This window comes from bacterium (assembly GCA_023230585.1).
In the GTDB taxonomy this organism is placed as follows: domain Bacteria; phylum Ratteibacteria; class UBA8468; order B48-G9; family JAFGKM01; genus JALNXB01.
This window is the reverse complement of record JALNXB010000049.1, coordinates 1-14,517: the sequence shown is the minus strand read 5'-3', so window position 1 is coordinate 14,517 and position 14,517 is coordinate 1. Positions and strand designations below refer to the sequence as shown.

11 protein-coding genes and 1 tRNA gene are annotated in these 14,517 nt (G+C 37.0%); 2 read left to right on the top strand and 10 right to left on the bottom strand.

The window, feature by feature from the left end:
- Positions 1-244: 244 nt before the first annotated feature.
- The 6 genes from M0P98_07575 to M0P98_07550 all read right to left on the bottom strand — a co-directional run bounded on the left by M0P98_07575 (position 245) and on the right by M0P98_07550 (position 6,711).
- Positions 245-317 (bottom strand) — tRNA-Ala (locus tag M0P98_07575).
- Positions 318-392: 75 nt separating this feature from the next.
- The gene (gene mdcA / locus M0P98_07570) at positions 393-2,045 is read right to left on the bottom strand and encodes a malonate decarboxylase subunit alpha (protein ID MCK9266715.1); all 1,653 of its coding nucleotides are present in this window, start codon (positions 2,043-2,045) and stop codon (positions 393-395) included.
- Positions 2,046-2,057: 12 nt separating this feature from the next.
- Entirely contained in the window at positions 2,058-3,389 is a 1,332-nt protein-coding gene (gene melA, locus M0P98_07565; protein ID MCK9266714.1) for an alpha-galactosidase, read from the bottom strand.
- 22 nt (positions 3,390-3,411) lie between these two features.
- Complete coding sequence (locus M0P98_07560; GenBank protein MCK9266713.1) at positions 3,412-4,395, bottom strand: DUF1284 domain-containing protein; 984 nt, start codon at positions 4,393-4,395, stop codon at positions 3,412-3,414.
- Between the two features lie 18 nt (positions 4,396-4,413).
- The gene (locus tag M0P98_07555) at positions 4,414-5,403 is read right to left on the bottom strand and encodes a succinylglutamate desuccinylase/aspartoacylase family protein (protein MCK9266712.1); all 990 of its coding nucleotides are present in this window, start codon (positions 5,401-5,403) and stop codon (positions 4,414-4,416) included.
- A gap of 129 nt (positions 5,404-5,532) precedes the next feature.
- Entirely contained in the window at positions 5,533-6,711 is a 1,179-nt protein-coding gene (locus M0P98_07550; GenBank protein ID MCK9266711.1) for a Gfo/Idh/MocA family oxidoreductase, read from the bottom strand.
- A gap of 171 nt (positions 6,712-6,882) precedes the next feature.
- On the opposite strand from M0P98_07550, the gene M0P98_07545 reads away from it, so the two are divergent.
- Together M0P98_07545 and M0P98_07540 are read left to right on the top strand one after the other, a co-directional pair.
- Positions 6,883-7,695, top strand: a complete 813-nt coding sequence (locus M0P98_07545; protein ID MCK9266710.1) for a hypothetical protein — start codon at positions 6,883-6,885, stop codon at positions 7,693-7,695.
- 10 nt (positions 7,696-7,705) lie between these two features.
- Positions 7,706-8,815: a Gfo/Idh/MocA family oxidoreductase gene (locus tag M0P98_07540; GenBank protein ID MCK9266709.1), complete on the top strand. Its 1,110-nt coding sequence runs from the start codon at positions 7,706-7,708 to the stop codon at positions 8,813-8,815.
- Positions 8,816-8,850: 35 nt separating this feature from the next.
- On the opposite strand, the gene M0P98_07535 is transcribed toward M0P98_07540, so the two are convergent.
- From M0P98_07535 to M0P98_07520, 4 genes are all read right to left on the bottom strand, one after another.
- Positions 8,851-10,419, bottom strand: a complete 1,569-nt coding sequence (locus M0P98_07535; protein ID MCK9266708.1) for a GNAT family N-acetyltransferase — start codon at positions 10,417-10,419, stop codon at positions 8,851-8,853.
- An 11-nt stretch (positions 10,420-10,430) separates the two neighbouring features.
- On the bottom strand, positions 10,431-12,365 hold the full coding sequence (locus M0P98_07530; protein ID MCK9266707.1) for a carcinine hydrolase/isopenicillin-N N-acyltransferase family protein: 1,935 nt from the start codon (positions 12,363-12,365) through the stop codon (positions 10,431-10,433).
- Positions 12,366-12,408: 43 nt separating this feature from the next.
- Complete coding sequence (locus M0P98_07525) at positions 12,409-13,809, bottom strand: neutral/alkaline non-lysosomal ceramidase N-terminal domain-containing protein (GenBank protein MCK9266706.1); 1,401 nt, start codon at positions 13,807-13,809, stop codon at positions 12,409-12,411.
- 50 nt (positions 13,810-13,859) lie between these two features.
- Positions 13,860-14,517, bottom strand: a 658-nt coding sequence (locus tag M0P98_07520) for a hypothetical protein (protein MCK9266705.1), incomplete at its 5' end; no start/stop codon positions are given.

Genomic DNA, 14,517 nt, shown 5'->3' with positions numbered 1-14,517 from the left:
CTGTTAACAAAAGGTTTAAGCCTTTTGTTCCCCTACTCTGAGCCTGTTAAGCCCTTCGGAGATGTCTTCTATGCAGAAGGGTGAGTTCTCAGAGTGCCCGATTGTAGCGTAGAAGTTGTATGCACCGTAGTACCAGAGTGAGTAAACACCTCATACTTTTTTATCACCAAACCCTTTTAAGGTTACGGCTTCGACAGTCATTTCTTTTTACGTTTTCTGCAAACTGTCAGCCACACTTTTTCTGTGGAGATAACGGGAGTCGAACCCGTAACCTTCCGCGTGCAAGGCGGACGCTCTCCCAATTGAGCTATATCCCCTAATCAACCTATACATTATACCAGAATTTATGATTTGAGCAAAATAAATAGACACATTTTTTTTAGCCAACTATTTTATTTTGTTAAACACTTGTTTGGAACTTTGTAAAGTCCGCCGGAAAACCTTATAATATCATCAAAACTTTTTGCAACAAGAAGGTCTCTTTTTGCGTCACTCATATTTAATTTCAAATCTTCTGGTGTAACAACTATCTGTCTTTTTATTAGTCCTTTTGTCTCCTCACAATCCTCCTTCCTACCAACAGGCGTATCCCCAGCAATTGCTCTTATAGCTGCCATTCTTTCGTTCAAGTCAGAACATTTATGAAGGTTGGCTATCCCTTTCTCTGTTACTATATGGGTTATCTGATCTCCATATATCATAACAGGTGGAGTATTAAACTTCTTTTCTCTCCACAATGACACAGCGTCGAGTTCTTCAACAAAAACAGGGATCTGTCTCTTTTCGCTTATAGTTGGTGTAAGTTGGACCACAATCTTTCTACCTCTTGGGTATCCACCAACTGCATCCTGTAAGAGATTATCTTCTTCTCCCGCTTTCATATACCCGTAAGTTTCGTGTCTTCTACCGGGAGCGTTGCTTCCAAGGTTAGGAGCACCACCAAACCCTGCTATTCTACCTTTAGTTGCAGTTGAACTATTACCAAACTTGTCTATCTGGAGAGTCGCTCCCAAAAAACAATCTATACCATAAAGACCCACAAGTTGACAAAAGGTTCTTGAAGAACGCATTGTACCATCTTCACCGCAAAAAAATATATCTTGCCTCTGGTTACAGTAATCTTCCATCCCAGGCTCACTACCAAAAGAATGTATATTCTCTACAAACCCTTCTTCTATTGCTGGAATTAACGTAGGATGAGGATTTAACGCCCAATGGGTACAAATTTTACCTTTAAGATGTTTCGCAAACGTCGGCAACAAGAGTTCTATCGCCTGAGGAGCGTAACCTATACCGTGGTTCAGAGAAGTTATTTTGTATGGCTCGTATATTCCTTTGATTACAAGCATCGCCAGAAAAATCTGTAACTCTGTTATTTTTTCTGGGTCTCTGGTAAAAAGTGGTTCTACATAAGGTTCTTCATCTGTTGGAATAACAATGTCTATCCAACTTGCAGGGATATCTACTCTCGGCAAATTTTCTCTTATCTCTTTAACCTGCGCAACAACTATTCCTTGCTTAAAAGCCGTCGCTTCACAAATGGTTGGGGTATCTTCGGTGTTATGTCCTGTATACAGGTTGCCATCTTTATCAGCATACATACCTGCAACAAGAGATACTCTTGGAGATAAATCAAGAAAATACCTTGAATGTAATTCGAGATAGGTATGTATTGCACCAAGGTTAATTTTTTTTTCGCTAACCAACTCTGCCAACCTTTTACTTACAGGACCCGAAAAAGCAAAATCCACCTTTGAAGCTATACCTTTTTCAAAAACATCCAAATGTTCTTCCAACACAAGCGAAGATTGAACCATATGTAGGTTATTCACCTTTTGTGGATTTAGTTTACATAATTCTTTAGCAAGAAAATCTGCCTGCTTCTGATTGTTTCCTTCAAGGCAAACCCTATCATAACTATTAATCAGATTTTCAAGAAGTTCAACTGTATCTTTTTTTTCAACTATTTTACTTGTTCCTACTCTAAGATGGTTAACCTTTCCTATCCGTTCCTTTTTATCTTTTAATAGTCTGTTAAATTCCATTTTATTCCTTTCTTATACCTTCTTCTTTTTAAATTGAGGCATAAAATCTTTATTCTTCTCAAACATTTCATTCACCATTTTTCTTATCTCTTCAAGGGAAAGGACTGCCGCAGTAAGAGGGTCGTAACATATTGCTTGAAAGATTTTTACTGGGTCACCAGTAAGAATACCTTCAACAGCCATCTCTTCAACAGCAATACTTATATTGTTTAAAGCCGCACACTGAGGAGGTAAAGCACCAACGTGAATAGAATTGAAACCACGTTTGTTTATTAAAACAGGTACTTCCACACAAACATCGTTAGGTAGATTTGAGATGATGCCCGTATTAGGAACATTTCCATTAAAGAGAAAAGGAGTACCACCAAGATATGCGTTTATAATACTTGAAGCGTACTCGTGACTTGTTCTAAGAACATCCTTCTTTTCTATTTTTGTTATCCAATCATCTATCCTATCTTTCCAGTCTATTTTTCTTTGCAAGTACGCCTTTAATATACGACCGTACTCACCAGAGTTAGGTTTTCCATCTTTCTCTGGAAAGAATTTATCTATTAAATCCTGCCGTTTCCTAAACCACCAGTTATATTCAGAGTTATGTCCGCTCGATTCAGTTACGTAGTAATCCAAAGCAAGGAACATCTCGTTTCTTACAGCACTCTCCCAATAAATCTCTTTCTTTTTTAAAGCTTTCCGAATTAATGGGTAAGCATCTTTTCCATCCTTTTTAAACTCAACATACCACGACTGATGGTTTATCCCTGCACAAACAAAAGTTATATGTTTCATATCAACCCCTATCCATCGGGCAAGCATTTCAGCAGTACCTTGGACACTATGACATAAACCAGTCACTTTTACGTCTGTCTCTTTCTGCATAGCCCGGCAAAGCATCGCCATTGGGTTGGTATAGTTAAGAAGGATAGCATCAGGACACACCTTTTCAATATCTCTACATATATCAAGCATTACTGGTATAGTTCTTAAGGCTCTAAAAATTCCAGACGGCCCTCTTGTATCGCCGATATTTGTATCGATACCATACTTTTTTGGTATCTCTATATCGTAGCGCCATACATCAACATCGCCAGATAAGATTGTACACAAAACAGCGTTAGCACCTTTTAATGCTTTTTTCCTATCGGTAGTTACTTCCAATTTAGCAGGAAACTTACCAAGGTCAATAATATGCTGTACACTTCTTCTTGCATACTCGAGTCGCTCTTCATCAATATCCATAAGGCTTATGGTTGCATCCTTCATAAGAGGAAAATTGAGAAGGTCTATCGCAAGCCCTCTTGTAAAACCTAAACTACCAGCCCCTATAAAAGTTATTTTAGCCATTAAAGCCTCCTTTTAAAAGACGCTACTCTTTAATTTTTAAACCGGGTATTTTCATGCCTTCTTTTCTTACTTTTTCATATACTGGATAACCATCCATACCACACCCTGTCCATTCATAAGAACGTGCTATGCCATCCCCAAATCCACAAATTTCTTTAGTTGATTTAATTTTAGTAAACAGTTTTTGATATAACTCTTTCCCAGACAGAACATCACCATACTTCAGACCGAGTTTTTGTAACACGTCCAGGTCTTTCTTTTCGTCTCGCAAAGCCATAGAAGAACCGCCTACACAAATATTTTTTTCTGGAAGATAGACCTTACACGGTGAGCAGACCATACAAGGGCCTTCAATTAGTTTTACAGGTATCTCTGGATTTTTACGTATAATATCTATTGCTTCAAAAAGGTTGTCCTCCTGTATAGGTGCGCCTCCTCGAGGTCCACCTGAAAAACAAGCCATACACATAAGATGGTGAGGTCTTATTAAAAGCATTTTAGCGCTATACATCTCTCTAACTGAAGGTTCTTTAGCATCTAAACATTCTTTTTCACTTCGCTCTGAAACAATTAAAGATATACCTTTTTTATGAGCTTTTTCATAGTTGCCAGAATCTGCCAACTTACACCCTTTCCATATTTTAGAATCCATATTTCCATAACCACAAACACCTGAGGAAGATTCAATACTTTTTAACAGTTTTTGTAACAAAGAACGAGCCGGCATAGTTGTTCCCGGTACAAGCCCCATCTTTTGAAGTATATCAATATCTCTCTTTTTGTTATATAGTTCCCCTTCAGGTGTATCATCTTCTAAACCGGGATTTTGGTAAGAAAAATTACTTGCTACGTTACACACAAGAGTTATTGGCATATCAGGGTTGGCAGCTATTGCATCTTTTATTTTTTTTAATTTCTTATCCTCTTTAGTATCCGTAAAACCGCCTTCAGTCTTACAAAAAATACACATTAATTGATAAGGTCTAACTTTAAAATATGTATCCATTTCCCTCCTTATTTATCATTACGTCTTTCTTGCTGATATAATTACTGCCAAAACATCTCCCTTATCTGCATAAGGGTGTTGAGCGGCAAGGTCAACGTCAGCGTTTCTTCTATGACATCCGTAAGTATAAAGCCCCCCATCTATTGGAGCTCTTATCTCCTCTACATCAAGGGTATCGTCACTAAAAAGTGTTCCAAGAAGGTCACCTTTTTTAACCCAATCCCCAGTAGAAAGACCGTTTTCAATAAAAAGACCGTTCATAGGCGCATTCACAACAGCTGTTTCAGATTTTCCGCTATACATCACAGGTTCATCCATACCTTCAAGTTCCCCGTCAAACATCTTGAGATATTTTGAGCAGTTGGTCAACATTCTTAAACCAAGCTTAATTTCTTTTTCTGAAAGCATATATTGTCCGGAGAATTCCATTGAAAAAGAGAGTCTTCCGGTATAATTAAAAAGCCCACTTAAAAAGCAGGGAGGAGGCTTTGGAACCCTGTCAACAATATTTATTGCAGGCAAGGCAGCAGCAAGAGCAAATTTTATCTGCTTTTCTTCGTTATCCGGGACAGAAGCAGCAACATTAAAACGGCTCCAACAGTGCATATCAATGTTATGAGTTGCATGCTTAATAATATTTTCATTTATAATAAAAGCTAACTGCTCAATCTCGTGACCATCAGGGTTACCAGGCCAAGCTCTTTGAATATTATCTACCCCGTGCCCCTTAGGTTCGTTTGAGCTTGAATAAACATGGTGTCTTCGGTTCCATAATGCTGGCGGATTACCAAAAGGTAGAAGAATGATCTTTCCTTTTATAAGTTTTTCTCCCGCAATAGGACAGAACCTTCTCAAAACTTCGCAACCAATAACTTCGCATCCGTGCAAAGCTGCTGTCAGCAAAAAAGACGGCCCCTCTTTACCAGAATCTATCTCCCAATAAGGAAGGTTAAACTCTTCAATGTTTTTTATTTTTACCTCTATAATCTTCTTTTCAATTTTAGCCATTTTTTCTCCATTACTGTTGTAAAGATTTTAAAAATAGACTTAACATTCCATTATAGACAAAAGTTAAATATTATCAAATAAAACTAATAACTTAGATTTAAAAACTGTTGGATTTTCTTTCAAAATATTCTAAAGAAGGTCTTTATTGAAATAATCATAAATTTCTTTAGGTAAACCTGGTATATCATAAGGTAAGTTGCCATTTCGTATCGACTGGGTTGCATAATACCCCGCTGCAACACTATACCTCCCGGCTATAGGGGAAGTAGTTATTTTAGTTCCATATCTAACATAATTTAAAAATTCACCAAGTATTCCTATATCAGAGCCCCCGTGCCCCCCAACAATGTGAGGCACAAAATGCTGTTCGTTACCATATTGATTTGCGCTACCTCTTCTATTCCATAATCTTACAATAGCGCTACCTGGGCTAATACCAAAATTTTCAATACGACCTTCAGTCCCAATAAAAGTATAGTTCCTTGAACCATCTGGAGTGAAATGGCACTGCTGATAGGAGGCATAAATACCATTATCAAGCACCATTAACATCATACTAATATCTTCAACATCAATAATTGGATTAAGCCCCTTTTGAGACATTGGGGGCCAATTATATTTTGACCATCTTGCATCACCTCTTTCAGAAGGATGGTGCCTGTCAGTAATTTTATCATAAAGAGTAAGTCCCCCAACAGCGGTCACCCTTGCTGTAACCCCATTACATAACCAATGCAATACATCAATATCGTGAGACCCTTTTTGAAGAAGTAGCCCAGTTGATTTACTCCTTTCAGCATGCCAATCTTTAAAATATGCATCTCCTCCGTAATCAACAAAATGTCTACACCAAGCCGTTTTAACTTCTCCGATACTACCTTTATCGATTAATTCTTTCATTTTTTTAACAACAGCCATATGGCGCATATTGTGACCTATATACACTTTTTTTCCGTTCTCATAGGCAGCCCTCAATATCCTATCGCAACCTTCAACAGTTATTGCCATAGGTTTTTCAAGATAAATATCTTTACCTGCCTCTAAAGAAGCAACCGCGTGTTCCTCATGCATAAAATCAGGTGAAGTAACAAAAACAGTATTTATGTCTTTTTTAGCAAGAAGTTGCCTATAATCTTTTGTTGTAAATAGATTTTTTTCGCCAAACCGTTCTCTAAAAATATCAAGTTTTTCTTCATATATATCGGCACCAGCTACAACAGATACTCCGTTTTCAGGGTTATGCATTGCCCAAGCAAACCTTCCTCTACCTGTTGCACCAATAACTCCAATCCTTATCTCTTTAGGCATTTTATCCTCTCTTTTGGTTACTAAAGCATAAAATTAATAATTTCTCGTTATTTTATCATTATAAGATTGAACTTCAAAATTATTTTTGAAAACATTTTATTAAATGTTACTATTAAAGAAAACAATTACTTTTGTTCACTTTTATGCTTTTTGATTTTATAAGGAGATAAAATGAGAAATAGAGAAATAAAAATGGGAAAACTATTCTCTTCAGGTAACGTTGTTATTGTTGCCTGCGACCACGGAGAATTTGATGGACCTATACCGGGTATGGTAAATATTAAAGAGACTGTCTCAAAAATCAATCCAAACGTTGATGGAGTTTTAATATCTCCTGGTATGCTCAGACATACAGGCAACTACTTTGCAAAAAAGAGTGCTCCTCTTGCAATCACACGTCTAAATTGGAATACTGTTTACTGTTTCCATTGGAACTACAATGAATCACCATCAGCGGAGGCTTTCTCTTCAGAAGAGATGCTTACTTTGGGTGGGGAGATAGCACTTATATCTTTAACTTTAAACACAGGTAGCGAAAAAAGAGATGCAAAAAATGTTGAAATATTTAGAAAACTAACAGCAGAAGCACATAAATATGAGATACCAGTCATTGGGGAATACTTCCCAGCATATAGCGACACAAAATCTTCTGCAGAGATGTTTCAAGAAATAAAGATTGGATGCAGAATTATAGCTGAACTTGGCGCAGATATGATAAAAACCTTTTATACAGAATCTTTTACAGAAGTTGTAGCGGGATGTCCTATCCCTATATTTGCTTTAGGTGCAGCAAAACTTCCTACACAACTTGATGCTCTTAAACTTGCTTATAACGAGATAAAAGATGGTGCTAAAGGAGTTGTCTTTGGCAGAAACGCCATACAGGTTGTTGACCCAGCAAGTTTTCAATCTGCATTAATAGATGTTGTAAAAAATGGTAGCAAACCAGAAGAGGTTATACTTAAATATCAACTTAAAGATTAGAAGAATTATTATGGCAAAAGAAATTAAAATAGGAATTATTGGGGCTGTAAAAAGGGGTAGTTCTTTTAAATACGCAATAGATATTCTTAAAGGATTAAAAGTTGAGGCTGTATGTGATACTAACGAAGAGAGACTTGAGGAGAAGAGATTGTTTTTTGGTGCTTCCGAAAAATATACTGACTATAAAGAGATGCTTAAAAAAGCAGACATTAATGCTGTTATAGTTGCTACACCGATGCCGTTTCATGTACCTCAAGCAATAGATTCTTTAAAAAAGAACCTTCATATTTTAAGTGAAGTTCCTGCTGGTATATCTATTCCTGAATGTAAAAAACTTGTTAAAGTGGCAAAAGAATCTAAAGGGGTTTATATGATGGCAGAAAACTTTACCTATATGAAGCCAAACGCCATAGTTAAAGAGATAGCAAGGAAAGGTTTATTCGGGGAAATATATTTTGCTGAAGGAGAATATATCCACGAGTTGAAAGGTTTAAACGAAATTACAAAGTGGAGAAGAAAATGGCAGACAGGTATTAACGGGATTACTTATGGTACACACAGTTTAGGTCCAATCCTACAATGGATGCACGGTGACAGAGTTGCGTCTGTTTCTTGTGTTGGTAGTGGGCACCACTACAAAGACCCTCGCGGAGATTATTATGAAAACGAGGACACCTGTCTTATGCTCTGTAAAATGTCAAAAGGTGGGCTTGTAAAAATAAGAGTTGATATGCTTTCAGACAGACCGCACGCAATGAATAATTACTCGTTACAGGGAACAGACGGGTGTTACGAATCTGCGCGTGCAGAAGGCGAAAGAAACAGAATTTGGCTCCGAAACATTTCTTCAAATATGAATATATGGAAAGACCTTTCTGAACTTGAAGATGAATTTCTTCCTGCAAACTGGAAAAAACATTTAGAAATAGCTAAAAAAGCAGGGCACGGCGGGGGAGACTTTCTTGAAATGCTCGATTTTATGGACGCAATCAATGGGAGAAGACCTTGTCCAATAGGCATACACGAAGCAATGGATATGACTTTACCAGGTTTGGTAAGCCAACAATCAATATTAAAAGGTGGAAAATGGTTACCGGTACCAGATTCAAGAGAATGGTAAAATCTTTATTCTACCTTTATAAAAAATAGATAGGGTTACTTTTTAACTGTCAACTGTTTTTTTACTGTAGCCCATCTCGGTTTCATATCTTGTTTGTAGTACATCGGCTCAAACCCCATCCTTAAATATATCTTAATTGCAGGAAGTCGCCAGTCGTCAGTCTGCAAAAATATATGTTTATATCCTGCTTGGATAAGGCGTTCAACAGCTTTCATAGAAATAATATATCCAAAATTTTTACCTCTATGTTCTGGGTTCACAGCAACCCATCCAAGAACGCCACCCTGTGGGTGAATATCTGTAGGATAATTTTGAGCACAAGCAGTTGCGACTATTTTATTTGTCTTTTTATGGACAATAAAAAAGACCCCTTCTGGTAGAGCGGTTTTTAAAACACTTGAAACATAGTTCCAGTTTTCAAAATCTGCGCTCTGCATTACCTCAGCATACCCTTTATCATCGCCTGGCTGGTAAGTACGAAAAGTATACCCCGAAGGTAGAGGAGGAACAACTGCTTTCTTGAAATTCTTTTCAGGAAAAACCATATGTAACTGCTGTGCTGGTCCTTGCTTTGCTTTTTCAATTATATTTATTGCATTAGTATAAAAAACCTTCTCTATATCTTTCTTTTTCAGTCCTGTCTTTTTTGAAGCGTCCATAAAAGCAAGTATCTCTTCGTATAGAAAAAAGGTGAGTTTTTTTGCTTCAATATCATCGACTTCTCTCATATTTTTATCATTAGAAACATCGCCATATAGCCCTTTAGGAACAAGGTTAACATATATACCATCTTCACAAATACGTCGCATCCTCATACGTAAAATTGGAAGGTCGCTACCAAAAAGGATTCTATCAGGTCCAACTGTTTCAATCAACTGTCTAAAGACAGTAGCGTTGGTGTTAGCAGAAATATCAAAACACATATTCTCTGTTTTACCTAATATTTTAAAAGCGTCTCCAACATCAGTTTCACAGTATGCCCGCCCAACATGCGCTACCACAAGTTTTATATTTGGGTACTTTTCTTCAAGTTCAAGCAATTGAGATAGATTAACAGGGTCCTTTAATCTGGCATCCCTCGGGATATGAAGTACAAGTATTTGGCAGAGACGGTTAAGGACTGAAAGTTGGTGATGAGGTATAAAATCAAAAATACGTATCTCGTTTTTAGGTATATAGTCAGGCGAAAAATTTAGATATGGTTTTGCTCCAAGAAAACCGCCTGATTTCAATTTTTCAGCAAACTCTTCACCGCTCCATTCTGGCCTTGTATATAAGAGCGAAGGAAAATCATATTTTTTTGCAGACTTTGAAACATAACTATTTAGGGTGTCCAGATTACTCGATTTTGAACCACTACTAAAAATCATTGGAGTAACATTTTTATCAGGGAACATCAATTTATAGGTTTCAATAAGGTCTTCAACAGGGTTTTTAGGTGCCACTCTTGAAGGCCATTTAACCAATTTTTTATCTGTCTTATTGGTTCTTTTCTTTTGCCAAATGTGTGTATGTATATCAACAATGTTTTTTGGTAGAAAACCTTTTATCTTCTCCTCATATATTTTCTTATCAATAACTTTAACTTCAAAAAGTTTTTTCATTTTCCCCCCTCTTATTTCATTGCTCCGAGAGTTTTAAGATGACGTTTTGTGTAATTTTTTACCCATTCATCTATAACATCAGAAACCTCTTTCTCTTTACCTTCCTTTATCATCTTATAAAGTTGGTTTTGGAATTTTTTTCCTTCCTCATACAAGACTTTCTCAAGTTTTCTCAACTTATCAGGAGGTAAATTAGTGTTTATACCCACATCGTTAACCGTCCCATCAAAAAGTGCTAAAGGAGTTTTCTTACCACCCATAAAAAGCGGAAAAGGAACAGAACGAGCAGGGAAACATATCCAAACTATTGTCAAGTACTCAGGGTATTCTGGATGTATATCAACCGACATACCAGAGATACTTGCCTTTACAAGGGTATCTCTACCAACATCGTGGAACGTGAGAAACGATATAGGAGTTTTAGTTTCTAACAACCTTTGTGCTGAAGGTCTTGTGATATGAGGTTTTCCTTTAATAAATTGGAACTCAACAGAACCTTTATCTGAACTATTTGTAACATCAAGTATGTTACCAAAACGGTCAACAAGTGTCCACCTCTGCCCTATCCTACCACCTGTAAGCCACCCTTTCTCAACAAAGTTCTGCAGAATTGCAAGCGCTTCCTCACAATTTTCAGCTTTTTCAAGAATATAATTCAGAAGATTAGCCCTTACTCTATATTTTGGAGTTTTTGGTCTGGGTCCGCCAAAATCACTCGAGAGAGCAAGCCCTTTTTCATTAACTGCTATACTACCTGCTTGAATATATTTGTACACACCGGGAGTATTTTTTATCATAATATACCCCCTCTGAATACTCGGAGTATTATCTCGTGTTTTATGGTAAAAAGTCCCATTATTTTCTGCACTTTCCCCAGACACAGCATAAGAGGTACATTCGTGTTCAATTAAATCTAAATTCCATTTTGCACCTCTCGGTTGAGCACCTATAAATCCAGAATTTAGGGTAAAATGCAAATATATATCTGGAGACACTCCAGCGGCTTCTGCCCTTGCTCTTCTTTCTTCAATCCAGTGTGGAGCGATTTCTTTTAAAATATCTTTGTTTGGTTGTGCAATTTTTTCAAGTTGTTCTAATGAAATTTTGTTTTTTTCTGCTGATTTGATATAATTAGCAACCGACCTTTGAATAATATCTTTTGTTATTCCTCCCCACAACTTTCCTAACTCTTGCGATGAACCAGAAAATTCTATCATTTTTACTTCATCAAGAATAGGTGTCTTTAATATTTTTTCTATCTCTTCTTCTTTTTTAACCGCAGTTGAGAGAGAAGGTTCAACATCGCCTCTCCATAAAAATATAGAAGACTCTATTTCTGATTCTGTAATATTTTCTCCAATAACGTTTAGAAGATTTATTTCTGATTCTGTTAAAGCCCTCTTATAAATAGCAACACCTTTCAGCTCCCCGAGAAAATAGTACTTTAATCCTACATCAACACCAATAGTATTTCTCTCCCCTGCTCTTTTGGGAAATACAGAAGATTTTATATTTTTTATATCTCCTGTTACTTCCTGCAAAACTCCATCAACATAGATATGAGCTTCTTTTTTATTTAAGTCCAATACGCCCACCAAATGGTGCCATTTTGTATCTGTCCACTTATTTACAGTTCTAACGTTCTTAAAAATCTCGAGCAGTTCAGTAGCTCCACCAAATTGTATGGTGTTATCAGATAAAAAACCTATCCCTACCTTGGTATAGGTTGCAACAATGCTTAGGCTTAACATTTCGCTACGTTTATTCAACCCTTTTGGATTTCTTTTAAACCATAATGAAAAAGTTACACCTGATGCACCTTCAAGTTTTTCTGATATATCAACAGGAATTTCAACCCCACTTGTCTTCCCATCAAACACAGCCGAAGAAAGAAAAGATGAGGTCAAAAGAATAGATAAAACAAACAATAAAAATAACCTTTTCATAAATTTATCTCCTTGAAGATTCAATCAAGAAAACCAGTACAAACTACTTCATCAATTTAAGGGTCTCTTCTACAAGTTGTTGCCCACCTTCTGGACCAACAATACTATCATAAACAGAAGCGCTATACCCTTTTCCAAGCAAACCTTTCTCAGTAGGCACATAAGTTCCAGCACCACTTAACTGAACAATAAATGTCTGCACAAAAGGGCTACGTGCTTTAATACGTAACCCAAAATCCAAATAAAGTTCAAACTGGTTGGTTGCAATAACAATATCTCCAATCCTTACAGTATGAACCTCAGTTGAATATTCAGGTTCGGTCTTTTGTAGTTCATAGCGGTTCAAAGCCTCTTCACACCTTTTTAGATATATATAATTCACATATTTCTCGTTATGAGATTTAGATTTTTTTGCCAGAAGAGATTTGTAATCTTCTTTTAATATTTTAATCTCTTCTTTCTTAAATTGTCTTCTTTGAAGTTTAACTTTTTTCATCTTATGCTTAAAGGGGAGGTCTTTCTTTATATCTTTCCTTGCATAAGGGTAGACCTCTTCAACTGCATAAGATAACCTATTTGCTATCTCTTGCCTCATATCAATACCTTTAAGTTTTAACATCCTGTCGTTAGCCTTCTTTTCTATAAGCAAGTGAGGCGATAGGTCACCGGCAGCAGCACATTGAGGCAACACTTTTAAGTTTTTACCAAATTTTTTTCTAAGTTCGTTTCTTGTTTCGTGCCAGAAATCAGCAGAAATCTCCATCAACCCTTCAGTTTCTTGAGAAGTACAGGCAATATTAACAATAACCCCTGTTAACTTCTTTTTACTATCAAAGGTAAACAGAATATCTACTCCGTGGTCAACATATCCTTCAAAATGGCTAAAGTTAGGGTTATCGGTCTTTCCGTACATTACGCTATAACCTTCTGTCAACACCCCCGGAGCACTCTTTTTAGAAACACTTTTTTCAAAATAGCAGGTTCGCCTGCTATGACCAACAACTGCCTGCCCGTAAGCCCAACTAACACCTCCAGATTTTTTATCTACCCAAGCCTCTTTTATGGCTTCTACAACTCGGTCCTTAAAAAACACAGAATATTCCTCTGGAGACATAACACCTTTGGGAACAGGTGGATATATCCAAGAAGCAACCCCTGGCGCATCGTGTGTATGGGTTGCGTTAAAGATGACTTTTTTGGTATCTATTTCTGGGACTTCTTTCTTCAACTCTTTTCTACACATATCAATCACATCCTGAGCAATTATACACACGTCACAAGATACCATAATAGCATAATCTTTTCCGTCTCCAATAAAAAGAGCAGTTGCTGTTATAGGGTCCCTTACTTTATCAGTCACCCTCTCTGCAAAATGTCCAAAAAGGTTTACTTTTTCATTGGGAGTTATATCTTTTTCACCCCAACCAATAAGAATTTTCCCCATATTCTTTCCTCCTTTAAACAAAGGTCAGATCTTCGTTCTTCGTAAAGATTTTACTTCTTAAGTTTTTCATCAAATTCTGCTGTTTTACCAGTCAGAACACTTTCCATCTCTGGAGCAAGAGGAGAAGGCAGAAGGTCATACACAGACATAGTTTCATACCCACCTCTCTTGAGTTCTTCTTTACAGGGCAGATACATATGTGCTCCATTGGTATACCCAAGAACCATTTTATATTCTGTTGAAATCTTTTCTCCAACCTTTTCTCCAAGCCCGCAAAGAACCTCAGCAGCTATCCCCACTAAAGAAAACTGTTCATTAAACCTAATCATCTGGATAGGCATTGGGAAATATTCAGGAAGTTTTTCCATTGCAATCATTTTACGTATACAGTTTTTGGTTATTTCATATTTTGCTTCATCTAACTGTTTTTGAAGGTCTTCTTTTGTTACATTAAGATCTGCAATCGGAAGTTTAACAACCTCTATTGCAGAGCCAAAATCGAGGTTCTTGATAGGTACCATTTGGTTGATAAGAACTTTCATAACCTCAGCAAATAAGCACTCCCCTATTTTAGGAAGTTCGCTATGAGTCATCGCACGCCAGTGCATACCATTAGCTACCTGACGTGGACGGGCATCAGCACCAACACCTTGCCAGAAAATCGAAACAGAGCCAGGAAAAGCCAATTCAAGGAGAGGTCTTAAAGCT